Annotated in this window: 21 protein-coding genes and 1 pseudogene; 4 read left to right on the top strand and 18 right to left on the bottom strand. The window is 49.7% G+C overall.

The features are described 5' to 3' along the window. Positions 1–156 precede the first annotated feature (156 nt). From P0X86_RS14100 to P0X86_RS14040, 13 genes and pseudogenes are all read right to left on the bottom strand, one after another. Positions 157–2,016, bottom strand: a complete 1,860-nt coding sequence (locus P0X86_RS14100; protein WP_277748732.1) for a glycoside hydrolase family 35 protein — start codon at positions 2,014–2,016, stop codon at positions 157–159. 35 nt (positions 2,017–2,051) lie between these two features. Beyond that, positions 2,052–3,305, bottom strand: coding sequence for an alpha-L-fucosidase (locus tag P0X86_RS14095; protein ID WP_213578169.1), 1,254 nt, complete (start codon positions 3,303–3,305; stop codon positions 2,052–2,054). Positions 3,306–3,418: 113 nt separating this feature from the next. Beyond that, entirely contained in the window at positions 3,419–4,801 is a 1,383-nt protein-coding gene (locus tag P0X86_RS14090) for an ABC transporter substrate-binding protein (protein ID WP_277748731.1), read from the bottom strand. Between the two features lie 150 nt (positions 4,802–4,951). Continuing rightward, positions 4,952–5,788 (bottom strand): carbohydrate ABC transporter permease, encoded by an 837-nt coding sequence (locus tag P0X86_RS14085; RefSeq protein ID WP_036672869.1) that lies wholly within the window; start codon positions 5,786–5,788, stop codon positions 4,952–4,954. Positions 5,789–5,806: 18 nt separating this feature from the next. Next, positions 5,807–6,727, bottom strand: coding sequence for a carbohydrate ABC transporter permease (locus P0X86_RS14080; protein WP_009593494.1), 921 nt, complete (start codon positions 6,725–6,727; stop codon positions 5,807–5,809). A 488-nt stretch (positions 6,728–7,215) separates the two neighbouring features. Continuing rightward, positions 7,216–8,805 (bottom strand): response regulator transcription factor, encoded by a 1,590-nt coding sequence (locus P0X86_RS14075; protein ID WP_277748730.1) that lies wholly within the window; start codon positions 8,803–8,805, stop codon positions 7,216–7,218. Then, positions 8,802–10,526 (bottom strand): cache domain-containing sensor histidine kinase, encoded by a 1,725-nt coding sequence (locus P0X86_RS14070; protein WP_213578160.1) that lies wholly within the window; start codon positions 10,524–10,526, stop codon positions 8,802–8,804. The genes P0X86_RS14075 and P0X86_RS14070 overlap by 4 nt, the downstream gene beginning before the upstream one ends. Positions 10,527–10,594: 68 nt before the next feature. Further along, positions 10,595–12,070, bottom strand: coding sequence for an alginate lyase family protein (locus P0X86_RS14065; RefSeq protein ID WP_277749035.1), 1,476 nt, complete (start codon positions 12,068–12,070; stop codon positions 10,595–10,597). Further along, positions 11,977–12,822, bottom strand: a complete 846-nt coding sequence (locus P0X86_RS14060; protein ID WP_277748729.1) for a heparinase II/III family protein — start codon at positions 12,820–12,822, stop codon at positions 11,977–11,979. Before P0X86_RS14060 ends, P0X86_RS14065 begins: the two co-directional genes overlap by 94 nt. Next, a complete protein-coding gene (locus P0X86_RS14055; RefSeq protein ID WP_277748728.1) occupies positions 12,812–13,933 on the bottom strand; it encodes a glycoside hydrolase family 88 protein in 1,122 nt (373 codons plus the stop codon). The genes P0X86_RS14060 and P0X86_RS14055 overlap by 11 nt, the downstream gene beginning before the upstream one ends. Before the next feature lie 222 nt (positions 13,934–14,155). Then, the gene (locus P0X86_RS14050; protein ID WP_192572192.1) at positions 14,156–14,665 is read right to left on the bottom strand and encodes a ClbS/DfsB family four-helix bundle protein; all 510 of its coding nucleotides are present in this window, start codon (positions 14,663–14,665) and stop codon (positions 14,156–14,158) included. Positions 14,666–14,797: 132 nt separating this feature from the next. Beyond that, positions 14,798–16,710: pseudogene (gene thrS / locus P0X86_RS14045) on the bottom strand (threonine--tRNA ligase). Positions 16,711–17,160: 450 nt separating this feature from the next. Next, on the bottom strand, positions 17,161–17,307 hold the full coding sequence (locus P0X86_RS14040; RefSeq protein WP_186326410.1) for a hypothetical protein: 147 nt from the start codon (positions 17,305–17,307) through the stop codon (positions 17,161–17,163). A gap of 306 nt (positions 17,308–17,613) precedes the next feature. On the opposite strand from P0X86_RS14040, the gene P0X86_RS14035 reads away from it, so the two are divergent. Beyond that, positions 17,614–18,306, top strand: a complete 693-nt coding sequence (locus P0X86_RS14035) for a DUF421 domain-containing protein (RefSeq protein WP_036663446.1) — start codon at positions 17,614–17,616, stop codon at positions 18,304–18,306. 127 nt (positions 18,307–18,433) lie between these two features. Here the strand turns inward: P0X86_RS14035 and P0X86_RS14030 are convergent, their stop codons facing one another. After that, positions 18,434–19,606, bottom strand: coding sequence for a GNAT family N-acetyltransferase (locus tag P0X86_RS14030; protein WP_277748727.1), 1,173 nt, complete (start codon positions 19,604–19,606; stop codon positions 18,434–18,436). A gap of 308 nt (positions 19,607–19,914) precedes the next feature. Between P0X86_RS14030 and P0X86_RS14025 the strand changes: the two genes are divergently transcribed. Beyond that, positions 19,915–20,454, top strand: a complete 540-nt coding sequence (locus P0X86_RS14025; RefSeq protein ID WP_009593544.1) for an NADPH-dependent FMN reductase — start codon at positions 19,915–19,917, stop codon at positions 20,452–20,454. Positions 20,455–20,548: 94 nt separating this feature from the next. Here P0X86_RS14025 and P0X86_RS14020 read toward each other — a convergent pair whose 3' ends face one another. Further along, the gene (locus P0X86_RS14020) at positions 20,549–21,238 is read right to left on the bottom strand and encodes an ArsR/SmtB family transcription factor (RefSeq protein WP_277748726.1); all 690 of its coding nucleotides are present in this window, start codon (positions 21,236–21,238) and stop codon (positions 20,549–20,551) included. 97 nt (positions 21,239–21,335) lie between these two features. Between P0X86_RS14020 and P0X86_RS14015 the strand changes: the two genes are divergently transcribed. Beyond that, positions 21,336–21,956, top strand: coding sequence for a flavin reductase family protein (locus P0X86_RS14015; protein WP_192572196.1), 621 nt, complete (start codon positions 21,336–21,338; stop codon positions 21,954–21,956). Between the two features lie 64 nt (positions 21,957–22,020). Here P0X86_RS14015 and P0X86_RS14010 read toward each other — a convergent pair whose 3' ends face one another. From P0X86_RS14010 to P0X86_RS14000, 3 genes are all read right to left on the bottom strand, one after another. After that, positions 22,021–23,211 (bottom strand): DUF4179 domain-containing protein, encoded by a 1,191-nt coding sequence (locus P0X86_RS14010; protein WP_277748725.1) that lies wholly within the window; start codon positions 23,209–23,211, stop codon positions 22,021–22,023. Beyond that, a complete protein-coding gene (locus P0X86_RS14005) occupies positions 23,177–23,770 on the bottom strand; it encodes an RNA polymerase sigma factor (protein ID WP_192572198.1) in 594 nt (197 codons plus the stop codon). Before P0X86_RS14005 ends, P0X86_RS14010 begins: the two co-directional genes overlap by 35 nt. Before the next feature lie 157 nt (positions 23,771–23,927). Further along, complete coding sequence (locus P0X86_RS14000) at positions 23,928–24,797, bottom strand: LysR family transcriptional regulator (protein WP_277748724.1); 870 nt, start codon at positions 24,795–24,797, stop codon at positions 23,928–23,930. Between the two features lie 127 nt (positions 24,798–24,924). Here P0X86_RS14000 and P0X86_RS13995 point away from each other — a divergent pair, with 127 nt between their 5' ends. Further along, positions 24,925–25,839 (top strand): DMT family transporter, encoded by a 915-nt coding sequence (locus P0X86_RS13995; RefSeq protein WP_192572200.1) that lies wholly within the window; start codon positions 24,925–24,927, stop codon positions 25,837–25,839. Positions 25,840–25,944: the final 105 nt, after the last annotated feature.

Raw genomic sequence — 25,944 nt, 5'->3', positions numbered from 1 at the left:
TTATGCTTTTTAAGCATTTTGACATAAACGAGGTATACATTTCTGACATTGGCCTCCTCTTCCAGGGCACATCTAACAAAAAAAGCGCGGCCAGAGATTCTCTCTGGCCGCGCTTTTTTAAACACGATGAACTGAAAATTATCCTGTCGCTGTGAGCTACTTGTCTTCTCCGTCCTGAACGAAATTAAGCACAGCTTCGTCCACTGCAGCGGTCTGTCCAAGGTCCGGTTGATATGACAGTTCTGCTTCGCAGCATTCGGGACTGCCGTGCAGTTCAAAAAGAACCAGCTCGTTTTCCCCTTTGCGCAGTAAAGGTCCGGGAATATATAATGCCTTCTGCGGTCCCGCCTTCCAGTACCGGCCGAGATTAAAGCCATTGATCCAGGCGACGCCCTTCGTCCAGCCATCAAAGCGAAGAAACGTATCTCCGATCTCCTCCACCTCGAAGCATCCACGGTAAAACCCTGGCAGACCCGCGTCGCCCCACTCCGGAAGGGACGGTTCTTCTTGCCGCGCCTGCCCTTCCTGCGTAACCGGCGTATACGAGAGCGATGACAGTTTCTCCGGCTCGAGCGGCAGGGTCCGGATCGTCCAGTCGTACAAGAACTGGTTATCGATTCTCACGCCTTCCGTGATTCCCTTGGGATCGCGAATCAGCGGCCCATAATTGATCCGGCCCATATTCTCGACGAGAATATCCAGCCTCGCTCCGTCTGCGGGTACGGTAATATCCAGCGGCCTTGAATTCCAGCGTTCGACGACCCCAAGCGGACGACCGTCCAGGAATACCTGGGCGCGATCACGAACCTCCTGAATATGCAGCTGCTGTCCGTGCCGCGGTCCCTGGATAAATGTGCTGTACATGATAAAACCATAGGACTGTCCGCATTTTTCCATCGGCTGAATGCTTACGCTTTTTATCGGCTCTGATAAATGCTGGAGATTGGATTCCGTAAACAGGCCGGCCGTTTCAGACAGCGCAACCTTACCGTAGGCTGCTTTTGGAACGGGCTCAGGGAAGGCACAACCCGGCGCAAACCCATGCTTGCTGAGCACCCTCCGGACCGCCTCGTATTTCTCCGTTTTATCCCCCCATTCCGTCAAAGGGGCATCATAATCGTAGCTTGTCGTCGTAGGCTCATAGGCCTGGATGTGATTCGCTCCACTGTAAAAGCCGAAATTGGTTCCCCCATGGAACATGTACATATTCATCGAGGAGCCCTTCTCCAGCATTTCATCCAGTACGCCGGCGACATCCGCGGAATCCCGCACGTGATGGTCCTCCATCCAGTGATCAAACCAGCCGTTCCAAAACTCCATCACCATCAGCGGCTCTTCCGTACGATATTCCCGGTATTTGCGGAAGGATTCTTCAACCCGGGAACCAAAATTCACAGTTGCGTGCACATCGCTAAGCGTCCCGCCGAGCAGCATTTCGTCGGTTGGCCCGTCGGAAGTAAAAAGAAGCACATCGACGCCGCGCCGCACCAGTCCTTCGCGCAAATACTCCAGATAAGCGTGATCGTTGCCGTAACTGCCGTATTCATTTTCAACCTGAACAGCCAGAATCGGCCCCCCGTGCGTGGATAGCAGCGGAACCAATTGGGGGATCAGCTCATCGTAATAATGATCCACCTTGCTCAAATAGAGCGGGTCGCTGCAGCGAAGCCGCATCTCTCCATAACCAAGCAGCCAGCCCGGCAACCCACCAAATTCCCATTCCGCACAGATGAACGGGCTGGGTCTGACGATGACGTGCAGGCCCAGTTTCCCGGCCAATTCGATAAACGATGCGACGTCCGCCATACCGCTAAAGTTATATTCCCCCTCCCGGGGTTCGTGCACATTCCATGCGATATAAGTTTCAACGGTATTAAAGCCGCAGGCCTTTAATTTTAATAGCCTGTCCTCCCAATATTCAGGGACGACACGAAAATAGTGAATCGCTCCCGATATGATCCGGTACGGCTGTCCGTCCAACAAGTATTGTCCGTTCTCCCATGTCAGCATTCCCATTCAGCATTCCTCCACCTCATGTAAAAATCCAAGGCTTATTGCCCGCAATAATAAACCGCGATGTTTTTGATTCTCGGGCTTGCCGCCGATTTCAGTACCCGTAAACGCACCTTCAAGGCAGATACCGGAGCGAAGGCATCAATTTTCTTGTGTCCGATCGCGCTGCCGCGTGTAAGCTCAAGCCACTCTCCATCGATGAAGGCCTCCAGCACATATTGGCTTACCCGTTCCCCGTAAGCAATGTCCTCCATAACAACGACATGATCGATCACGCATGCGCTAGGAAGAGACAATTCAACGACCTCGCCCGATCCCGAGCTTTCAGCCAGGGCATGACCAAACCGACGCTCAATCTCTCTGCCAAATGCCTGAAGCCGTTTTACATCGGCTTCCGGAAACAGCCCTCTATGGTCCGGAGCGACATTGAGCAGCAGGGTTGCCCCATGTCCAACCGATCGATAGTAGATATCCATTAACTGATCCACGGACAACAGCAAGTGTTCTTCGTCCGGATGCCAGAACCAGCGGTCTTTTCGAATCGGAACATCGCATTCCGCGGGCACCCAGCCCGGCGTCTCGGGCAGCCATTTCAACGATTCCTCACTGAACATGCTGCCCCGCGATGAATCGGCCGTGTTCCAGCAAGGATACGGCGCCACCCCATCCTCATTGCCGACCCAACGAATCGTAGGAGCCCCCATGTTAAAGACCATGGCACGGGGCTGATATCGTTTGACCAGTTCCATGATTCGAGGCCAGTCATATTCGCGGCCTTCCGACCCCGCGCCGTCAAACCAAATTTCCACTAACGGGCCATAGCCTGATAACAATTCTTCCAATTGTCTGCAGTAAAAGTCATCATACTGTTGCGGGTCGCCATAACTCGGCTCGTGCCTGTCCCAAGGGGATACATAAATACCGAAGCCGATGCCCTCTTCCCGGCATGCATCCGCGCATTCTTTAACGACATCGCCCCGACCTTCCCTCCACGGACTCGAGGCTACGGAGTAGTCCGTCGTCGCTGTCGGCCACAGGCAAAAGCCGTCATGGTGCTTGGCCGTCAATATGAAATAACGGAATCCGGCTTCCTTCGCGGATCGGACCCACTGTTTGGCATCCAGTCGGTCCGGATTAAACAAAGACGGAGCATCCTTGCCTTCCCCCCATTCCTGGTTGCAGAACGTATTGATACCGAAATGACAGAACATCCCGAGCTCCAGGTCCTGCCAGGCTAGCTGCTCCAGCGAAGGAACAACAAGCTGGTCCTTAAGCTTTCTTGATATGGACATAACTTCCCCTCCAACTCTCACCAGTCGTAAAAAAAGGGCTTTGGGAAAGCCCGTTAAATGGCCCCCCGAAACCCGTTTCCTACCAGGATTCTCATACCTCGTACATTGCCCCGTTACTTGACAACGCCTTTTTCGTTAATGATTTTGGTGGCTTCATCGACCATCCATTGTTGAACCTCATCAATCGGCTCGTTGCTGAGCATGAATTTCGCAAAGCCGTCATTAATGATCTTGGTCAATTCCGATGTATCCGTCATCATGACTTTGGCTGCATCCAGATACTGGATTTCTTCGCTAAACAGCGTATATTTCAACGACTCCATATCGTACTTATCCTCTTTACCGGCAACCAGCTTTGTCAACAATTCTTCGTTATTCGCTTTCTTGTAGCCAGAGAACTCGAGTCTGCTGTCCGAATCGGCTGTTGTCATGAATCTCATAAGCTTGAAGGATGCTTCCTTGTTGGTGGAATTGGCACCCAGCGCCAGCATATTGCCGCTGGTGAAGTATTTTCCTTCATACTCTTTAGGTTCCGATCCCGCAGGAGGCACAGGTACAGGAGCGAAAGCTGTTTTGAAATCATGCGGATATTGCTCGGTATTGCCCGGATCCGCTACCGTAAAGTTACCTGTAAGAATCATAGCAGCTTCTTCATTGAAAAATTCAGTACGGTAGTTCAGCTTCGCGGCAAGCACGTCACTGTAAGGTTTGGCCGACTTATCCGTCTCCTCCATATCTTTGCGGAGCTGGAAGAAGTATTTGTAGGTCGGATCTGCCAGAATGGTCGTTCCGTCCTCATATACGAACGGATCCTTCATCATGGTTTGCGCCGGAGCGTTCATATAAAGCTCCCATGTATGGAAGTAAGAACCGTAACGCTTGTCAACGCCTTCGCCCTTGGTCAGCTTTTTGGAATAGTCGCGGTAATCATCCCACGTCCAGCCGAATTTCGGAACCTCAAGTCCCGCTTCATCCAGGGCATCCTTGTTGAGCATCACATAGTTTGTGCTCTTGGTGTACTGCATGCCATAATACTTGTCCTCTAGCTTGGCATTGACAAAGTATTCGTCTTCCGGAACGAGACTTTCCTGCTCATAGAACTCGTTCAGGGGAGCAAGGGCTCCACGTGAGGCCCGTTCGAGAACTCCGCCCAAGCTTGGGAACTGAATAACATCGATCGCTTCACCGGATGAGATCAGGAAATCCAACTTTTTCAACATTTCCACGGAATCGCCGGGAACCAGAACCACATGCTCGACCTTGATATTCGGATTCTGATCCATAAATTCCTGGAGCATGGCGTCCGTACCCGCCTGTTGAGCTTCATTATCCCAGTTGTAATACTTGACGGTAACCTGCTTGTCCGTCTGACCGCTTCCTCCGTTGCCACCGGCACTCGTTTCCGACCCGGATTTCCCGCAGCCGCTTAATACCAGGGTGCTCGCCAGGATCGTGCTAAGAATGACGGATAATCTGTGTTTGCTTTTTTTCTTCATCTTACTTCCCCCTGCACAGATAAATTAGTTGTGGTGCTGTTTTCATGTTCATTATAGGCACCAGCATGGCCGATCAAGTGCACAATTTTGAGGTTCTAGGATTACATTTTTGACTTTCCGAACTTCTGAATTTTGACTATAGACTTCTTATCAACCTTTTACCCCGCCCAAAGCAATGCCGTTTATAACCTGCTTTTGCAATGCGATGAACACAATGACCAGCGGAATGATTGCCGAGACTGACGCCATCATCATAATGGCATAGTTGTTGGTGTAGTCATCACGGAACAGCGTCATCCCCAGCGGAATCGTGTATAAGTCCTTGTCCAGCAAGAAGATGAGCGGATTCTGGTAATCGTTCCAGGTCCATATGAATTTAATAATCGCCACCGTAGCCAGCACAGGCTTGCACAGCGGAACCATAATGGAAGCAAATGTCCGCAGATGACCCGCTCCGTCAATTCTCGCCGCTTCCAAGTATTCATCGCTGATCCCGTTCATAAATTGACGCAGCAGGAACGTAAAGTAAATCGAGAACATGCTCATGAAGATGATGGCCTCATGCGTATTGTAGAGTCCAAACCAGCGAATGAGCAGAAACCGCGGAATGAGCGTCGCCTGATCCGGAATGATCATGAACGAGAGCAAGGCCATAAAAACAAGATTCCGTCCCTTGAATCGTATCTTCGTCAGCGCATAACCTGCCATGGATGAGATAATCAGGGTGATTAGGGTCGTAATAATCGCTATTTTAAAAGAATTGAAATAGAAATCATAGAAGGGAACTCTTCCCATCCAGACCATCTTGAAATTGTACGCCAGATTCACCTTTTCCGGTATCCATTGAATCGGGAATCGCATAACATCCTTCTCATATTTAAAAGCCGCGGAAATCATCCAGATGAGCGGAACGAGAAACACAATGGACAATGCCCCCATGATAAAGGTGACTACCACTTTGGACGCGTTTTTTCGAAGCAGCTGCATGTACATTCCTCTCCCTCCTTATTCTTCATTTCTCATTTTCCAGGTGAGCGCGGTAATCAGGCCGATAATCGCGAACAGCAGCCAGGAAATGGCCGAAGCGTATCCCATATTGTAATATTGAAAGCCTTCCTCATAGATGCGGAATACAAGCACGGTAGAAGAATTGTTCGGGCCGCCTTCCGTTAAAAAGGCGATGATGTCAAACACTTTAAACGAGCCGATCAACATCGTAATTAACAGGAAGAAGGTTGTCGGACGGAGCATCGGAACCGTAATCGCAAAAAACTTTTTAATTGCACTGGCACCGTCAATATCCGCCGCTTCATAAATTTCATTCGAAATGTTCGTAAGCCCGGCCATATAGATAATGATCGTGTAGCCCAAGCCCGCCCAGGAACTGATAATCGAAATCGCTAAGAGCGACGTTTTCGGATCGACCAGCCATTTCGGCGGATTGCTGATCCCGAGATCCATCAGAAACTGGTTGATAGGACCCAGCGATGGGTGGAATAATGCGCTCCATACCGCAGCAACTGCGATAATCGAAGAGATATAAGGAATGAAAAACGCGACTTTAAAGTAACTCTTGAAGAACACGCTGTTATGAATCAAAACCGAAAGCACAAGAGCGATGGCAATCGGGATCGGCACCGTAAGAACCATATAGATCAAATTGTTTTTTATCGCTTGAATAATGGTCGGATCATGGAACATCTTGATGTAGTTATCAAATCCGGTAAACTCGATCCCCTGGACACCCGACAGCATATCCCAATCGGATAAACTCAAATACAAAGAAAATCCAAGAGCAAACACGTTTAGTAGCAGCATCCCGACGATTTCCGGGGCCAGAAACAGCCACCCGATCAAAGCCTCTTTCCGCTTGGGAGTCCAAAACTTCCGCCGGCTCTTCGGCACTGGTTGTTGTACAGCCTCCATGCAGCATCACCTCGACAATTAGTAAGTTGTCATTATAGTAATACATCCGCCATCGTCAAGAAGGAGGGATTATGACCAGCCATGTGCAAGATTTTGACCTATAATAGCCCCACAAAGTGGTGCCTATGCTTCGATGCTTATTCCGAATACTTTGCGGGGACCCCAGTACAGAAAGCCCCACAAAGTGGAGCCTATGCTTCGATGCTTATATTCCGAATACTTTGCGGGGACCCCAGTACAGAAAGCCCCACAAAGTGGAGCCTAAACTTCGGTGCTTATTCCGAATACTTTGCGGGGACCCCAGTACAGAAAGCCCCACAAAGTGGTGCCTAAGCTTCGATGCTTATTCCGAATACTTTGCGGGGACCCCAAAACAAAATGCCCCACAAAGTGGAGCCTATGTTTCGTTGCGCTTTGCTGAAAACTTTAAAAAGCCGCCCTTGCCGGGCGGCATGCTCTGTATAAGTAATAGAATGCTATCGGTCCTCTTATTTACGCGCGGTGTACTTCGCTTTGTATTCGCTCGGCGTGGTTCCCACGTATTTTTTAAACACTTTTGAAAAATACGTCCTGTCCGAATAACCTAAACCCATGGCCAACGTCTCCAGATTTTGTCCGGACATTCTGAGCATTTTGGTGGCCATCTTCATTTTGTACTGATGCACGTAATCCGTGAAGGTCAGCCCCGTCATTCGTTTGAAATATCGCGAAAAATAGCTTGGATTCAAAAACAGATAGCGTGCCATGTCGATCGACGTGATGTTATCGTCAAGATGCTGATCGATATACTGCTGGATCACCTGCAGCTTCGGCTCATGAGCGTGGTTTCCCGCCCCCGATTGCCGGGTTCCCGTCATTTGGGTCAGCTTTCTCTCCACCAGTTCCATCATATCATCCAAGGTGCGGACTGCAGCAAGATAGGCGAATAGATCCTCATCGAATTTGAGACTGGACATCATCAATTCGATGCCGCGAAGCATGGAAGACAAATCCCTGGCAAAGTCTCCTGGATCAATAGTCAGTTCTTTTGCTGTACCGGCGATCTTCTGAAGCGTGCAACGTATACCGTCTAGATCCTGCTTGATGAGATTTCGTTCCAGCTCGGATGCGTAGCCGTCAAGAAACCCTTGTGGCGCGGATTGGAACCACCTTGATCGGATTTGAGAAACCTCGGTTATCGTATAATCGGTATTTTCGTAAAATTCGCACCTGCCGTGCACAATTTCCTGATAGATGGAGCCGATCGAGCTTAATTCCATTTTGTCCGTGACCGCGATAACGTTCGGTTGAATTTTGAGAAAGTGGACGCATTGATATCGCAGCTGCTGCAAATAATTGTGCAGATGCAAACTGGCATTCTGTGCGAGATTCACCCTGAAGTTATGCAGAATCACAAGGTTCCCCTGTTCCATGAACGGCGTAATGCCTTCAAACGATTCCGACAATTCCATCGCTATATTATAGACTGCGTATAAAATCAGCGGCAGCTCCGTTTTTCTGAAACGCTGGTCAAAGCTGGAGAGCCGAATGCTGACCAGTCCCAGCATAAACCACGGATACGTCCAGGAGATGCCGATCTGTCCCGCATAAGCCAAAGTGGACTCGGAAGGCGAGCCGTTGATTACCCTTTGCAGCAAATCCTGCCGAAAGAGCTGGCTGTTGTAACTCGCCGCCTCGCGATGAATCAGACCGGCCCGCGTTTTTAATAAGTGCATGGATTTGCCAAGGCTCTCTTCCAGCTGCTCGGCCGTCAGCTGATCTTTGATCAAATAGTCGTCTGCTTGCAGTTTTACGGCTTGCTGGGCATAATGAAAATCTTCATGGCAGGTCAGGAAGATAATCCGAACTTCCGGCTTCATGCGAATAAAATGTTCTGCCAGCTCCATGCCGTTTTTTTGCGGCAGCCCGATATCCGTAATGACGATGTCCGGCCTCACTTCCTCAAACATAAGCAGCGCTTTCGCGCTGGAATACGTACTGCCGGCAATCTGCAGATTGTTTGCTTCCCAGTCAATCATCTGCTGCAATACCTTGAGCATGGGAACGTCATCGTCGATAAGCATTACTCTATACATCATTCTTCCTCTCCCTCCGGCAAAAACCCATGATGATGACTTAAGGGCAAGTACAACGTAACTGACATTCCGCCATGCGGAAGGTTGGCGAGCGTCAAACTCGCTTCCGGTCCGAAGGTCAATCGGAGTCTTTGGACCACGTTCATCAGACCGACTCTCTCGTAGGCTCCGTCCTGCTCTTCGCTTGGTTTCCCCAGCCTGCGGTTAAGGCATTGGAGCAGTTCTTCCTCGGCCCCTGTACCGTTGTTTGTAATCTCAATCCTGATTCCGTCCAGGCTGCTTCGGGAATGGATCTCAATGCGTGGAGTCTGATGGTCGACAAGTCCGTGGACGATGGCATTCTCAACGATAGGCTGCAAAATGAGTTTCGGCAAAATAAGTCCCTCGGTTTCCGGTTCCAGGTCGACCTCTAAACGAAGCGGGATTTCGTTGCGGATTTTCATAATGTCGACATAATGGCCCAGCAGCTTGCATTCCTCGCGTAAAGTGGCCGGCTCATTAACCTTGAGATAAGCCCGGAGCAAACTCATCAGGGAATCGATAATGCCGCTGTGAAGCGTATCCTTCGTCAAGATCAGGCTGCATTTGATCGAATTCAGCGTGTTGATCAAAAAATGGGGGCGGATTTGCATAAACAAGGCTTCGAGCTCCATCACCCGCTTCTGTTCCTGCTCCTGTTCGATATCGTGAATCAACCGCTGCAATTGATCGAGCATCGTATTCAGCGTCTGCCCCAATTCGGCGATATCATCTTTGCCCTTGACCTCCAGTCTGACATCCAGGTTTCCCATCCCGAACTGGCGTACCACGCGCTGCAGCTTGTGAATCGGACTGTGGAGCCTCTTGGCCATCAGGATGGACATCCCGGAGAACACCAGGAACAGCAGAAGAACACCGGCAAGACCGGTATAAAAAGTCCGGGAGATCTGCCCCGACCACTCTTTCTCCGATGCCTCGTAAGCCAGCTTCCAGTTCGATTTCAATATGGTTCTGTCCGTTCGGACGCTGCCCTTGGTTTCCGTATGATGCGGAATCAGCCCGGTATGGCCTGCGATGTATTCCCCGTTAGCGTCAAAGAGCGCCACCTTGCCAAAGTCGATCGTACCCAGCAGCTTGTTGAAGTACGTATCGGAAATGGCGCTGAGCAATACGGACACTTGCCTCTTCTCGCGGCTGTCATAGATCACCCTGGCTATATAATAGCTTTTTCCGTTTCCTGCCGAGTCGCCGCCGGCCATCCCAAGCCATTGCAGGGTTTCAGGTTTACTGAGATCGACGCGCTCCATCAGCTTGTCGAGGCTTCCGTTGATTGCGGTCAAATCCTCCGTGCCGGAAGAGATGACGAAGTGCTGACGGTTGACCAGGTACATGCGGACGTTATTATTCAGCGGCTTCGAATTTATCAGGGAGAACACGTCCTGTATCTGTCTGAAATGCACGTAATCCTGATAAGTAGCCAGCCGTTTGGTGTCTGCAAATGACTTCAGGATATTGCGAACGTTCGTATCGTTCACGATAAAATGGGAGGCAAACGTGACATCGTCAATCGTCTTGCTCAGCTCGTCGGTCATGACGTTCAGGACATTCTCGTTGCTGAGCTGCAGCTTCTCTACCATCGTATTTCGGATCAGAACAAATGAAATGATAGAAACCGCGATCAGCGGAATAAAGATCAGCAAAAGGAAAGACAGCTGAATGCGTTTGTAGAAGGTGAATTTGAACATTTTTCTCTGCGCCTCTCTTATGCTCTAGTCCTCTTTATTCTATCAGTCCTTTGTGCCGGCGGCATTCATTAAATGATGACAGTTGCTTGCTTATTTCTGCCTTGAAGGGTCATCAGAACAACCTCCCCGAAGATCTGCATGCCCTCCACCACATAAGAGTCATAATGACCGGACGGCGCACGGTGACTAACAACGAGAATAAACTCTTCATCCATACCCGGCAGCTGAATCCCGCATGCTTCCGCTTGCCCGTCATGAACCCGTTCGCCCGTATGGCGATAAACAGGCACATTACGGACTCGCGGCAAGGCCGTATCGCCTGCACGATGAGGATACAGCACCTGCATGATGCTGATGCATCCTTTCCCGGTTCGGGAGTAAGCCGCATTCGCATTCGGTTCCAGCAGGTTATATTCGCGGGAAATCATGCCTTCGCCGACTTCCCCACGCAGGCCGTCTGCAGTTACGGGGATAATGGACAGATTCGCCTCCCCAAGGGTGGTTGTGCGGCAAATCAAAGACTCCCCTTCCATCCGGACTTCTCCTGGCGGGTGCGGAAAATGAAAATGCTGAGTAAAGGTATGCTGCTCAAGGCAAGCCAAGCTGTCGATCAGCAGCCAAAAATAAGGCTTGATAAAGATGATCCTTCTGCGCGGATACAACGGATCACTCCCATAGAGATAGCCGTCATGCGCCCCTTCGACATAATCGAACTCCGGCTTGCTGATCCATCTGCAGCCCAGTGGCCCGGCAATCCGGTCGAAAGACCAGGTATCCTTGACCCCGGTAAACCCGATCCCGTCGACGACCGTAGTATTATGGGCTGAACTCTCCTTTAAAGCTTTTCTCAGCGGTGTAAGGTCGCTATAGTTGTACCTTCCGAGATCGGTGAGCAGATCCCGGCCGTACGCATGGAGATCCATGTGCAGCATATCGGCGTGACCATGGCCACCCCCGAGCGGACCGCAGTGAAAATAAAGGTACAACGCATCTTCGCCCCAGCCCGTTCGCATCGTATAATGGCCGGAATGGGGAAAAGCTCGGCTTAGGGACGGCGGCTCCGCGGGCACCATCGCTTCGTAATCCCGGATGCCCGCCATGCCGAACAGCCAGGCATGATCGTAATCCGGCAGAGCATATCCGCCAAAGCGCAAAACGGGATCCTCAAATAACCACGCGGCGTAGGTCAGAATGGAACGGATATCGCTGTCGTCGCTGTCTCCCAGCATCGGCTGCTTGTGGTTCGGCTTTGCCCAGTACAGGGAGGCTTCGGCCATCTCGCGTACCTTATGCCGGAATAGGCCGTCAAGCTCCAACCCGTTGAGATTGGCGAGGTGAACGCAGTCCAGATAACAAGCCAGCACCTCATGATGGTACGTTGGCGACTGCTCCCAGTGAATGCCGTCTACCATGATCTGAAGCCGGGCCGTCTCATTCAGTCTCTCTTCCCCTAGTTCCCGCCATCGTGCCGAACTCTTAAACTCGGGGAAGTACAGTGCGATATGGTATAAACCGCACGTTTCCAGAACACCCCAGTTGCTGATATGCTTCCAGCTGGTGAAGGAAGCAGCCAGATACTCCCCGTGCTCGTGAAGATGCTGATATGCTTCCAGCTGGTGAAGGAAGCAGCCAGATACTCCCCGTGCTCGTGAAGCGAAATCAGGGCTTTACCGAGCAGCAGCGGAGTCAGGGATGGACTGCCGATCATGTATCGAAGTGCCTTGATCCAGTTCGCGCTGCGCAGACCGGCTTCGATTGGTCGCCATGTCAGCGTATCCGTCGTCGGCTCTTCGGGGACAGGATTCCGATCGATCCAGTCTTCGAGCTGGCGGCAAAACGCTTCCGCATACTTCTCGTCGCCCGTCATTGCATACGCTTGTCCCAACGCCACCCAATAGCGGTGGCGATTCAGCATGTAAGCCCACTCCGCGTCTTGATCGGGAATATGGGACCAATTCACACTTCCCTCAAATGTAACGGGAATTTGGCTCCGTTCCATATCCCACGGAAAACGGAACAGGAACGTCTGCTGTACCACTTCTTCCGCCGTCTTCATCACGGTTTCCAGTCCATCTGCGCAATATTGCTTCACGTAATCGGTGATATACTGCTTATCCTCGCCGCTCATCCACCATCCGGGTGTCCTCCGGCAGGTGAAGTATTGATGCAGTTTACACAGTAAATCGTGCCGATGACCTTGATCGTCTGCATCCTGCATCGAACCCATAGCGGGATCCTTCAGGTTCAAAATCTCCAAAACAGCATTCGCCGAAGCTTCCATGGCATCAGCGTTCATACCAGTACCCCTTGCTGCCGGTCTCCAGCCGAATTAAAGCTTCCAGATAAAAATAATCTCCCCAGATCATGAAATCATCCGGGGACAAGCCACCCCGCACATGATAAGAGCCATGCTGCAGCAGACCCTCCGCTTCTTGGCCGATCGTGGAATAGTGGCGGACCAGAGAGGTCATAGAATCCTTCAATCCTTGTTCAAATCCGGCTCTTTCTGGATCCCCCTCCTCCAAATGTCCAATCAGTTCCAGCAAGCCCGCTGCCACGATGGCGGAAGCTGAGCTGTCGCGGTAAGTCTCTGCGGTTACGGGAGCGTTAAAGTCCCAAAGGGCGACATGATCCTCCGGTAAATGCTCTAGGAAGTATCTGGCCATTCGTTTGGAAGTATCCAGGTATGCATGATTTCCGGTGTATCGATAAGCCAGCGCGAAGCCATATACCCCCCATGCTTGTCCCCGCGTCCAGGTCGAACCGTTCGTATAGCCTTGATGCGTGGCACCGCCGATCGGCTCCCCCGTATGGGGATCGAAGAAAAAGGTATGGTATGAGCTGTCGTCTCCCCGTACGAGATAGCGCCTTGTCTTCTCCGCCTGCATGATTGCAATTTCCCGATATTGGGACTTTCCGGTTTGCTGTCCCGCCCAGAACAGCAGCGGCAGATTCATCAAACAATCGATAATGATGCGGCCGCCTTCCTGTTCGTCTCCTTCCGGACCCCACGCTTGAATATATCCTCCGCTTGGACGCCAGCGTTTCAGCAGCAGATCCGCAGCCTGAAGCGTCAACTGGCGGGCACTCTCGTCCTTCTCGACGATCCATTCCGCTTTCGAGGACAAGGAATAAAGGAACCCGATATCGTGATGATCAAGCACCTTCTTTTCTGCAAAGCGGCGGCGAAAATCTTCCACTGTTCGTTTTGCTCCCAATCTAAAGGCCTCGTCGCCTGTGTATTCATAACACAGCCAGAGCAGGCCGCTCCAGAAGCCGTTCGTCCAGTCGTCATTGTCATTCAGCAAATAAGCTCCGTCCCTGCTGACGTGGGGAAATCTTGCCCCGAAGGCATCCATGTTCTTCCGGATTTTCTCTACGGCATCTTGAATCGCATTGCTCCACATAACACCTTGCTCCCTTCAAATCGATCCTGATTACGATTCATGATAAGGAGAGTCGCCCGGTTCTAGTAGAGCCGATTTTTGCCTTGATGTGCATTATTTTGACTTTTGCAGCCTTTAGTCGGTAAAAAAGGAACCCGCCTTCCCATTCAGCTCTAATCCAACCAAAAAAACGATCCGAGGTAAACCTCGGATCGTTCGTTTTGCCCTTGAAGCGGTAAAGCGTTACGCGACGAACTTTTTCCACTTTCTGATCTTGGTTCTGAAGCTTTTGAAAGGGGCGACGGAATTGATGTGCAGCCATTTCCACATCGGCCAGTTGGCGCTGGTTACCGTCCATTTTCGAACGCCCGGACGAAACAACTCTTCCTCGGTCAACCGGTTGATCCATTCGCACCATTCATCCGTCCTCTGCTTCAGCATGCTACGCAATTCTTCCAAAGAATAGCCGTCATACGCTTGGTAGAAACGCTGATACAGCGCCCCCAATTGATTCCATTTATAGTCAGGGGCCGGCGTCGTAACTTCGATGCCGGCTCGTTCATCCCGCTCCCAGCTCATGACGAGAGACAGCCAACCAAGCTGATAGGCGATCATTTCTTGCGGCGTTCTGTCGACTTCGCCAATTCGATGATTCTTTTTATCCTCCGGGACATCATCAAATTCTTGGTCAAACAGCTTATACGTTCGTCGAATTTCAGCGATGAAAGCCTCTTTGCTCGGGTACGTTTGCAACGCTACTCTCTCCTTCATCATTAACATGTACCGCTTAACAGGCACATCCAAATCATACCATGATTTGGGGTCGCACACGGTGACGAAGATCATCCCGCTCCCTTTGCGGAAAGCCGCAGCCACAACGAAGAATTAAAATTCTTTGGACTCTATCTCGTTCCGAAGCCGTTCAATGACTTGATCCATGGCGATCTCGCCAAGCTCGCCCTCGCCCCGTTTACGAACCGATACGTGATCGGAGTTCATTTCCTTCTCGCCAAGGACAAGCGTGTAAGGCGTTTTCAACAGTCCCGCTTCACGGATTTTATAACCCAGCTTTTCATTTCGGACATCGACGTTCACCCGGATGCCTGCATTCTCCAGACGCTTCTTCACCTTCAAGGAATAATCGATATAGTGATCCGACACCGGAATGATCATCACTTGTACGGGAGCAAGCCACATCGGGAAAGCCCCGCCGTAATGCTCCGTAAGGATCCCGATAAAACGCTCGATGGATCCAAACACCGCCCGGTGAATGACAACCGGCCGATGCTTCTGATTATCTTCTCCAATATAGGACAGATCGAACTTTTCAGGGAACTGGAAATCCAGTTGGATGGTGCCGCACTGCCAGCTTCGCTTTAAGGAATCGAGGATATGAAAGTCGATTTTGGGTCCGTAAAACGCTCCATCCCCTTCATTAATCCGGTACGGCAGTCCCAATTGATCCAGTACCTGCTGCAGCGAAGACTCCGCTTGCTCCCATAGTTCCTCGGAGCCCATGGAATCCTCCGGCCTTGTCGATAACTCGATTGTATATTCAAAGCCAAAGACTTGATACACTCGGCTGATAAAATCAATAACCTGTTTGATTTCTTCCTGGATCTGATCGGGCCTTACAAAAATATGCGCATCATCTTGACAAAACGTGCGCACCCGCATCATGCCGTTAAGAGCGCCTGAGAACTCATGGCGGTGAACCTGACCGAATTCGGAGATGCGAATGGGCAGCTCTCTGTAGGAGTGCAGCGAGTTTTTGTAGACCAACATATGTCCTGGACAGTTCATCGGCTTCAGCGCATACTCCGTCTCGTCTACTTGCGTAAAATACATATTGTCTTTGTAGTGATCCCAGTGACCGGACATTTCCCACAGGCGCTTGTTCATCATCAGCGGAGTCCGCACTTCATCGTAATCGCGATGGAATTGAAGCCCTCTTGCGAATTGCTCCAGCTCATTGCGAATGATCATCCCGTTCGGCAAAAGAAGAAGGGCATGCCGGGCGCTTCTTCCGAGAACATAAAGAGGCCAAGCTCTTTTCCCAGCTTCCGATGATCCCGTTTCTTGGCTTCTTCTAGCAGCAATAAATGCTCATCCAGCTGCGACTTCTTGGGAAACGCCGTTCCGTAGATTCGCTGCAGCATTTTATTGTCGGAGTCTCCCCGCCAATAAGCACCCGCCACACTCATTAATTTGAAAGCTTTGATTCTGCCCGTGGATGGAAGATGCGGCCCTCTGCATAAGTCAACGAACTCGCCCTGCTCATATACCGAAATAACCTCGTCCTCCGGTAGTTCACGAATTAGCTCCATTTTATACGGATCATCTTGGAATATACGTTCAGCCTCCTTACGCCCCACTTCCTTGCGAAGGATCGGCAGGTCTTCCTGAACGATCTTCTGCATTTCTCGTTCGATGGCAATCAAGTCATCGGCCGTAATGGAATGCCCCAGATCCATATCGTAATAAAAACCATCCTCAATGACCGGTCCCACCCCAAGATGAACAGATTCACTGCCGTATAGCCGTTTCACGGCCTGAGCCATCAGATGGGCCGTACTGTGCCGATATACGTACAATCCGTCCTCGGAATCCATTGTAATGATGCTTACTTCCGCATCTTCGCAAAGCTCACGATTCAAATCCACAAGTTTGCCATCCACTTTGGCTGCAACCGCATTTTTCTTCAGTCCTGAATGGATGGATTCCGCGATTTGGATCATCGTCGTTTGTGCGGGATACTCCTTCTTGCTTCCGTCCTGCAGCGTTACTACAATTGACATGGTGATCCCTCCATCAAATTTAGATTGAACGCAAAAAAGCACTCGATCCCTAAGGGACGAGTGCGTTCAGCTCGTGGTTCCACCCTAATTTGATCCGATAATGGCAAACGCTCGTACTGCCGCGCGCTTTGTCGGATCCTCATTCAGACATCCGGTAACGGGGATGATTCGGTGTTTTCTAGTTCCATTTCGATTGTCGAACGACCGATCTGGGTTCAAAAACACAGCTACAAAGGGGTAATTCAAGAAACAAGCGCGGAAGAAGCTTTCACCAATCGCTTCTCTCTCTGGACAGGTCGTTTCACGAATCATGTCTTTGATCGTTGCTGATAGTAAAGTACTATAAGTCAGTTTTTTCTAATTGTCAAACCTAATTTCAAAGATAGTTCGATGTTAATTTGGATAACAAGTCCTTCCCTCATGTATCCTATGTCAGCATCTTTTCCATGTTTACGATTCCTCATCCTTCAGGGTCATTTTGACCAAATATCCAATACCCAAACCGACCAGAACACCCGGAAAAGCATTGTCTAGCGTTAAACCGATCCCGGCCCCGATGATGACGCATGCGTAAATAATGATATCTCCCTTTTTCAATTCTCCCATCTCCCTCTTGTCGAAATATGACATTCTCCGTGATTTTCGTTGACGAATTATATCTTACAAGATGACGCCGCGTCACTTTCAAGCGTCTATTGAGAAGTTGTCAAATTCACGAATGAATCCATAGCTTAAAACAAAAAAGCCGCTGTTAACCAGCAGCTCTCATTCTTAAAGATCGATTATTGAATATTGTTCATTACGTCAATGAATACCCTAACCGGGTAAATCTCCCTTGTTTCTGCGCGAAGCGAAAACGTTTAATAACTTACCAATTACACTGCTTCCCAAGGAGGGTTGTCCATGGATATGTTTATCGATTTAGGAGTCAAACTGATCATCAGCTTTTTCGGACTATGGATCATCACCTTTGTTACTGGGCGCAAAACCATCAGTCAGCTTACACCGCTTGACTTCCTATCCTCCTTAATCCTGAGTGAAATCGTTGGGGCAAGCCTCTATGATGATAAAGTAAAATTGTCCCATCTGTTATTCGCTCTAGCGTTATGGACAACCATGTCTTTCCTCTTCGAGAAGGCAACCACCCACTTTGTCAAGTTCGGCTATTTAACGGAAGGGCGGGCGGTTCTTCTGATCGATAACGGAAAGCTCAACCAAAAGCTGCTCGATAAATACGACATGGAATATAAACAGCTGCTGTCCATGCTCAGACGGCAAAATATTTTCTCATTAACCGAAGTCAAATACGCCATTCTGGAAACGGACGGCTCGCTATCCGTCATGCGCAAACCCGAATACGAGCCGCCGACGGCCCAGGATCTTGGCATCGAAGCCAAGCCGGATCCCTTCACGGTAACGGTTGTCGACAAGGGAAGGCTGCTCGAGGAATCCATGCTGGGCAAGCACATCGAACACAATGAGATTCAATCGAAAGCGCGGGAACAAGGTTTTGAATCCTTGGAAGATATCGCATACGCGGAGTATGGGGATGACGGAAAGCTCTATGTTTTCTCCAAAAAAGAGGTTCAGGATTGAATTTATACCCTTAGATGATCGCAACGCAAAAAAGCCTGGTTCCCAGGCTTTTTTGCGTGTTTCGTATATTCTAACGACAAAGCGAATTCGACGATATTCTTCCGGAGCACCAAGCGTTATCCTTTTCTCAAAAGAAATCCATGAGGTAGGTTTGGCCTGCAGGAATCATCGTTTCCAGCTGTGCTGCCGCCTCAGCATCTCCGGTCAGGCGGTGGATGGAATACAGTGCCTGCGGTCTTTTATATCCGGTAAACAAGGCCGACAGTGTCTGAATGTCGGTAGACAGATCCGCCTGCTCCCCTCGATCGGATGGGAGCTCCGACAGCTCCGCTTTGCCCTCTCCATTCACCGACAGCCTCCACAGGCCTGCATTCCAAGGCGCTGCGGAATCCTCCACCTCGATGGTCAGGACAGCTTCCCGCCCCGCTTCAAAAGCATACTGCTCCACGAAGGATTGTAAATCCACGATACGGGCCATGAAGTAAGGAACCGTTTCCCGGGTAACGCGGGGATCCGGCAGCATATAGGGCAGCTGGTCATCCGTCGGCACCATCGTCATGGTCACCTGCTCGATCCTGGAATCATGGTTCGCAAAAAAAGTCCAAAGCGCGCTTCGGGCTTCTTCATTCAGGAAAACAAATTCGTCGCACACCAGTTCTTTGTCTTTTAGCTCATATAACGCATAGCCCGTCGGTTTGCCCTCGGCAGAATAATACACAACGCTGTGATTGTCTCCCTGCAGGACGAATCTTGTCCACCATGCCTCTTCGCGCACTAGGGTACCGTTATACCGGCTGACATAGGCCTGGTACATGCCATCCAGTACAGCAATGTCGTTTACATCTCTTACAACGCGGCCCGGCACCTCCACTTTACGCGGAAATTTGGACACCGGAATGACGTACTTATAATATTCCGCGAACAATTCCCAGCCAAACTTGCGATAAAACGGGATCGAGAACGGATGCAGGAAGGAAAGGGTCTGTCCCTTGCCCTTCATTTCTTGCAATGCATGCTTAAGCAGCGTCGAGACATGTCCCTGTCTGCGGTTCTCCGGCCATGTTGCCACGCCCGCAATGCCGCCCATCGCGAAAGTGTTCCCCTGCAAATAGACCTGCAGCGGAATGATGGTCAGTTTCGCCTGCAGCTCTTCCCCGTCAAAAATTCCCCAGAATCGCTCTGGTTTAAAATGCTTCTGATTGGACTCTCGCTGCTCCGGCGTCAGCGTATATTGAAAGGCATATTCGGATAAACTCGTGCTGATGTCAAATTCATCCGTTCTTAATTGTCTAAGTTCCATTCTTGCTTCACCTCTCCAATCTTCATATGTACGTTAATTGCTGAATGACGCGTATTATCCCGGCACGAAAAAGTGGGTTCCAAGGCACATGACCAGTATAACATCGCAGCTGTCTATGCGATACAAAACACCGTTCGATTTCAGGTGAATATCCACCCGTGCATGAATACAAAAAACTTAGAATATTTTACACAAACTTTTAGTAAGCTGCTTGACAAAGATAACCCACTAAGATTATGATTAGCTCATGCAAAATAACAAGCACACCATGATCACAATATATTCAGAATAATCGGGAGGTAAGAACAGTGTCCAAATTGAATATCGGTATTATTTTAGGCAGTACCCGTCAAGGTCGTTTAAGTCCGCAAGTAGGTGAATGGGTTAAACGTATCGCTGACGAGCGCGGAGATGCAAACTACGAAATCGTAGATATCGCGGATTACAAGCTTCCGCTTTTGGGCGAAGCCGACGCGACTGAACAAGCAACGGCTTGGAATACCAAACTTGCAAGTTTGGACGGCTTTGTATTCATCGTTCAGGAGTACAACCACAGTATTTCCGGCTCATTGAAGAACGCACTCGATTATGCCCGTGAGGCATGGAACAATAAAGCTGCAGGCATCGTGAGTTACGGTTCTGTTGGCGGCGCACGCGCTGCCGAGCATCTGCGCGGAATCCTGGGCGAGCTGTCCGTAGCGGACGTTCGCGTACATCCTGCCCTCTCGTTATTCACTGATTTCGAGAACGGCTCTGTGTTCAAACCGGCAGATCTGCATCTTGTCAACCTGAATGGCATGCTTGACCAAGTGCTTGCTTGGAGCGGTGCTTTGAAGACACTGCGCTAATCTCTAATAATTAGGACTGCCGCCGCTTCATCTTTCGATGAGCCGGCGGCAGTCCTTTTTTCAGGCATCCACGCTTCATACCGAAAACCTGCGCCTATTCGATATCAACATGAAACGTTTCGTTTAGCCCTTTCTTGCCCTCGGGCGTGATTTTAACGGCCCTTGTTTTCGGAATGCGTTGCACCCAACCCAATTCGAGTAGTCTTTCCAACAGCGTATGGCCCAGCGCCCCGGCAAGGTGATGACGTCTTTCACTCCAGTCCAAGCATCGGTGCGTGAAGGAGCGGCGTTTTCTCTTCACGCGTTCCAGATCGATTTGAAACGCCCTGAAGAAGCCTTCTCCTTTTTCGGTAACCGTAAATTGATGATCCACTTCGGATAAAATCCCTGCATTTAGAAGCGAATCCGTCAATTGTATTCCCAAACTCCCCGCAAGATGATCGTAGCAAGTCCTTGCATGGCGAATGGCTTCGTGCTCCAAAGCTTGGTTGAATGATCTTATTTCAACGGGAGGCGTTATCGATAGAAGGCTCTCCATGATCCGGGCAACCTCCTGGTTCTCTATTCCGTAATAACGATGCCTTCCCTGTTTTTCGACGGCCACCAGATTCGCCGCAACCATTTTGGATAAATGAAAGCTAGCCGTTTGCGGTTTGATATTTGCCATGTACGCCAGCTCTCCTGCCGGGTGGTAACGCCCATCCAATAAGACGGTCATGATGGCCGCTCTCGATGCATCGCTTACGAGTGAGGCTACCTGTGCTATGTTCGGACTCGCATTCATCTTCATCCCTCCTGATGTAATCCATATTTCGATGAGCATCGAACCTTTTCTATTCTACAATGATTTGGGATAGAACCGTTAATGGGAGGAACATTTTATGAAAAAAACCGCTCAAATGATCGACACTGAACTAATTAAACCGAAAATCCTGTATTATGGAACCCCTGTTATTTTGCTCAACACCCTGAATGAAGATGACACCGTCAATATCAGTCCCATCTCCTCATCATGGGCGCTGGGAGAACATATCATTCTTGGCATCGGACTCGGGGGGAAGGCGATCGAGAACCTGGAACGGCATCCTGAATGCGTCATCAATATTCCGGACCCTTCCTTATGGGAGAATGTCGAACGATTAGCCCCGTTGACAGGGAAACATCCAGTTCCGGACCACAAGCTGATGAGCGGATTTACATTTGAAAAAGATAAGTATGCGCAAAGCGGATTAACGCCAGCGGATTCTGTCGCCGTAAGGCCGTCCCGTATCATGGAGTGTCCGATCCAGATTGAAGCCAAGGTGAACCACATTCGGCTGCCTGACGATTCGCCCTTTTTTGCCATTGTCGAAACACAGGCTGTACAGGTGCATGCCCATCGCAGCATCATAACGAATGAACAACACATTGACCCTGGCAAATGGAGTCCGCTCATCTACAATTTCCGGCACTATTATGGGCTCGGCCCGTCATTAGGCAAAAGCTTTCGAGCCGAAACCTAATATTCGGGAGCATAAGGAAGAGGCCCGCCATGTATGGCGGGCCATTCCTGTCATGCTCTTAGGTTTACGGCTTGACCGGAATGGTCATTTCCAAATCCTTCAGATAGGTTTTATCTCCTACGCTATCCTGATCTTGCCCTATAACACTCCAATCCTTTGGATTGACGGTCAGCGTAAACGGCTTAATCGTAATGGATTTCGGCGTTCCGTTCAGAGGACTGTACAATTGGTCGATATGATATTCGGTTTGGGGTTCGCTATGGAAATATTCGAATTTTCTTGGACTCAGGACATTTCCTTGATCATCCACCAGCTCATAATAGACCATGCTCGCGCTGTAATCGCCTGTTTGCTCTGCAGAAGCCGGCACCTCGCCTTTACTGTCCAGAACCAGGCGGGTCGATACCGGTGAAATATCCAATTGCTTGACGGTATAACTGAATGGCCCATCCGATTTCGTGGCCTCGTCCGGCTTCACGACAATCGATGGATTAGCGACATTTACAGGAATCTTGAATTCGAAGGTTTCGTTCACTTGAGTTACGTTGGCCTGAATGGTCAGCTCGAATTGATCGGGTAATTTCAGACCCTTGGTAAGCTCAACGATATAGGCATTGTCCTGTTGCGGATAATCTCCAAAGGTCCCCTCGCCCATCGCCACTTCTTGTCCGTCTACCAGAATTCGCGGCATTTCGATATAGCCTTTTTCCTGATCTTCCTTAGCTACTTTCCTCGACTTAACATACTCACTATCCTGATTACCGATTAACGTAGCATCTTCGCTAATATACGGAGAAGCTGTACCCGGTAAATCCACTCCCTCGCGCTCCAGGATAAAGGACAACCGGGTTCCATCGTATAGGAGGTCAGCTACCTTCAATGTCACGCCATCGTGAGTTAAGCTCAAGTTAGGTTCGGATAGGATCCCTTGCTCTATGGCGGCTTTCACTGCATCTTCGCTGGTTCCTTCGTATAGTACACCGAGCACTGGAATTTGCTTCAGGGTTGCTGCCATTACCGGCGATACAAACCCCGAACCGATCACGGTTCCTCCCAGCACAGCTGCCGCGGACGCAACGAGTATCGCTCTTTTAATAACATTCGGTTTAGGTTTGGTTGATAATCTTGTCATTTCACGCTCTCCAATTCGGTTCATGATTTGATCACTCATACTTCTCGGTAAAGACGATTCGCGAATCCTTTGTTCGAGTGCATTCATCTCAGCGTATTCCGTTTGTTCCGGCAATTGTCCCACGTGCCACCTCTCCTTTTTGGCTTATTCGGTCCATTAACTTATGACGCAAGCGTTCATACTTTTTCCTGATCGTTGCCGATTTGAGTCCCATGATGCCGCTGATTTCCTCGAAGGTATACTGTTCTACGGCCTTGAGCAGCAATATATGGCGTTCTTCTGCTGTAAGGTATGTTAAGAGCTCGTACACAACCGAATCGTGCTGGGATACTGTCACCACCGGCTGCTGTTCTTTATAATGCTCGATCAGATTGAGAAAACGATTCTGCTTTCTCTTAATATTGATCAGATGATGATAGGCCATTTTATACAACCAGGCAGAGAAGGATACTTGTCTCTTATACAGATGAAGATGCTCATAAGCACGGATAAAGATCTCTTGCACGGCATCTTCCGTCTCCGCATGGTTCTTCAGAATATAGTAGCAGTAGGTGTACATCTGCCGTTCAAACTGGACGATGATCGCTTGATATGCATGTTTGTCTCCTGCTTTGACTTGTTCGATAACCTCTTCGATGGCTTTTCTTTTTCCTTCCGCTTCCCCGGGGATGGTTGGCTGCAAGCGAGCTCACCTCCTTCTTTGTTTACCTATATAACAATCCGAACAAGGGATTTTGTGACACGATTTATTTGATGTGGAGAATGCGCATGAATAAGACCCTGCCGCTAATAGAGTCCGGATGCTCCGAAAGGGCATAATTCTGTGTCGTTACGGGCGGCTACAGCTTCGGGTAACTTTTAACGTAATTCAAGAATCGTTTCGTTGCCGGAGATACTTCCCGCAAGGAGCTTACCGCAATGCCAAGCGATCTGAAGCTCTTTTCCTTCAATTCGATCAGCCGTATATTCCGCCGCTGCCCTCGCAGCACAAGTTCGGGAAGAATGCTGATGCCCAGGCCCTTCTCCACCATGGCCATAATGGCATAATCGTCTCCAAGCGTATACTTGATATCCGGCTTGGTCGGGGCTTTCTCCAGCACCCGGTTCACATCGTAATCGGAGCCTTTGCTGGGCATAATAAACGGTTCATTCTCAATTTGGGCTAAGGCAATGGAGTCCTCGGAGCTAAGCGGATGTTCCATTGGCAGCAGTACGAGCATCGGGTCTTGATGCAGAGGAATCGCATCGAATGTATCCCACGTCGGAAGTGACAGAAAGCCGCAATCAATTTTGCCCTCCGCGATCCAATCCTCAATTTCCCGATAATCTCCTTCGACCAAACGAATCTCGATATGGGGAAAATCCCGCCGGAAATCCTGGATAATCCCAGGCAACCAGTGAACGCCGACGCTGGTAAAGGTGCCGATGTGAATGGTTCCCAGCTCGATTCCATGAATGGAAGCCACCTGCTGCTCCAAATGCTCGTTCCATTTCAATATTTCCCGCATCGTCTTCACGATCTCCTCGCCATTGGTCGTCAACTTCGCGCCTGAACGGTTTCGAATCAGCAGCGAGAAGCCGAACTCATCTTCCAGGCTGTTGATCATATGGCTGACGCCGGACTGCGTAAATCCCATCACTTCGGCGGCTTTGGTCAAGCTTCCGAGCTCGACGACCTTTACTAGAACTTTGAATTTATTAATACTCATAGGGAATCCTCCGGTTTATTTTATACATGAATTTTACTCATGTTTATTATTAAGAACATTCGTTTTACTTGTCTATTGTACGTGAGTATACTGATTCTGTTCAATCACTTGAAGGAGGAAGAAGAACTTGAAACCGCTGAAGGCCGATCTTATGATTTTGTTTATCACCATGTGTTGGGGCTCGTCCTATCTTTTTATGAAAATGGGACTGGATTCGCTCGGAGCGTTCAATTTGATAGCCCTACGATTTGGATTGGCCTTTATGCTTGCAGGAGCGATTTTTTTCCCGCGCTTGCGCCGGGCTAACCTGAAGACGATCCGTTACGCCATGCTCCTGGGCTTTATTTTGTTTATCATGTTCACGGCCTTGACCTTTGGCCTGAAAACAACGACAGCATCCAATGCCGGGTTTCTGATCAGCTTAACGGTGGTGTTTGTCCCATTGATACATACGTTCCTCTTTAAGAAAAAAATAGAGAAGAAACTGATCGTCAGTATTTTGCTTGCCTTAACGGGCATCGCGCTGCTGACCATCCAGCTCCCTTTTGCATTTAAGATCGGGGACCTGTTCTGCATAGCGGCGGCATTATGTTATGCGCTTCATATCAATATCGTCAGCACGGCTGCGCAGAAGGTCGACGCGTTAAGCCTCGGCATCCTGCAGCTGGGATTTACCGGATTGTATGCGTTCCTCTCGTCACTTCTCTTGGAAACACCGGCATGGCCAAGCTCCACCGACTCATGGACGGCTGTCCTGATCCTCAGCGTCGTATGCAGCGGATTGGGGTTCATCTTCCAGACGATCGCCCAGAAGTATACAACCGCCACCCGAACGGGTCTCGTATTTTCGCTGGAACCTGTATTCGCCGCGCTGTTCGGATACTGGTTTGCCAACGAGGTCATGGATTCCAACCAGTATGCAGGAGCTGCGCTTGTCCTTCTTAGCGTTGTTCTATCCAGCGTTGATGTGAACTTCAGGAAACGGTCGGCCATGAAAAACAGACCCGTTGCGTTGGAGTCCTATTCTGCTGAATTCAAGTAAAAAAGCTTGACTTATCTCTAAAAAATTTATATCTTTATATCACGGCTTAACTGAGGGCGATATCAGTTATGCAGGAACGTGATTAAAGGGGAGTAGCTGTCACAG

The organism is Paenibacillus sp. BR1-192 (assembly GCF_029542445.1).
In the GTDB taxonomy this organism is placed as follows: domain Bacteria; phylum Bacillota; class Bacilli; order Paenibacillales; family Paenibacillaceae; genus Paenibacillus_AQ; species Paenibacillus_AQ lautus_A.
This window is presented reverse-complemented; position numbering and strand designations above follow the sequence as displayed.

Coding starts and splice junctions, on each gene's coding strand:
- P0X86_RS14100 (WP_277748732.1), bottom strand. CDS start 2,016: ATGGGAATGCTGACATGGGAGAACGGACAATACTTGTTGGACGGACAG.
- P0X86_RS14095 (WP_213578169.1), bottom strand. CDS start 3,305: ATGTCCATATCAAGAAAGCTTAAGGACCAGCTTGTTGTTCCTTCGCTG.
- P0X86_RS14090 (WP_277748731.1), bottom strand. CDS start 4,801: ATGAAGAAAAAAAGCAAACACAGATTATCCGTCATTCTTAGCACGATC.
- P0X86_RS14085 (WP_036672869.1), bottom strand. CDS start 5,788: ATGCAGCTGCTTCGAAAAAACGCGTCCAAAGTGGTAGTCACCTTTATC.
- P0X86_RS14080 (WP_009593494.1), bottom strand. CDS start 6,727: ATGGAGGCTGTACAACAACCAGTGCCGAAGAGCCGGCGGAAGTTTTGG.
- P0X86_RS14075 (WP_277748730.1), bottom strand. CDS start 8,805: ATGATGTATAGAGTAATGCTTATCGACGATGACGTTCCCATGCTCAAG.
- P0X86_RS14070 (WP_213578160.1), bottom strand. CDS start 10,526: ATGTTCAAATTCACCTTCTACAAACGCATTCAGCTGTCTTTCCTTTTG.
- P0X86_RS14060 (WP_277748729.1), bottom strand. CDS start 12,822: ATGAACGCTGATGCCATGGAAGCTTCGGCGAATGCTGTTTTGGAGATT.
- P0X86_RS14055 (WP_277748728.1), bottom strand. CDS start 13,933: ATGTGGAGCAATGCGATTCAAGATGCCGTAGAGAAAATCCGGAAGAAC.
- P0X86_RS14035 (WP_036663446.1), top strand. CDS start 17,614: ATGGATATGTTTATCGATTTAGGAGTCAAACTGATCATCAGCTTTTTC.
- P0X86_RS14030 (WP_277748727.1), bottom strand. CDS start 19,606: ATGGAACTTAGACAATTAAGAACGGATGAATTTGACATCAGCACGAGT.
- P0X86_RS14020 (WP_277748726.1), bottom strand. CDS start 21,238: ATGAATGCGAGTCCGAACATAGCACAGGTAGCCTCACTCGTAAGCGAT.
- P0X86_RS14015 (WP_192572196.1), top strand. CDS start 21,336: ATGAAAAAAACCGCTCAAATGATCGACACTGAACTAATTAAACCGAAA.
- P0X86_RS14000 (WP_277748724.1), bottom strand. CDS start 24,797: ATGAGTATTAATAAATTCAAAGTTCTAGTAAAGGTCGTCGAGCTCGGA.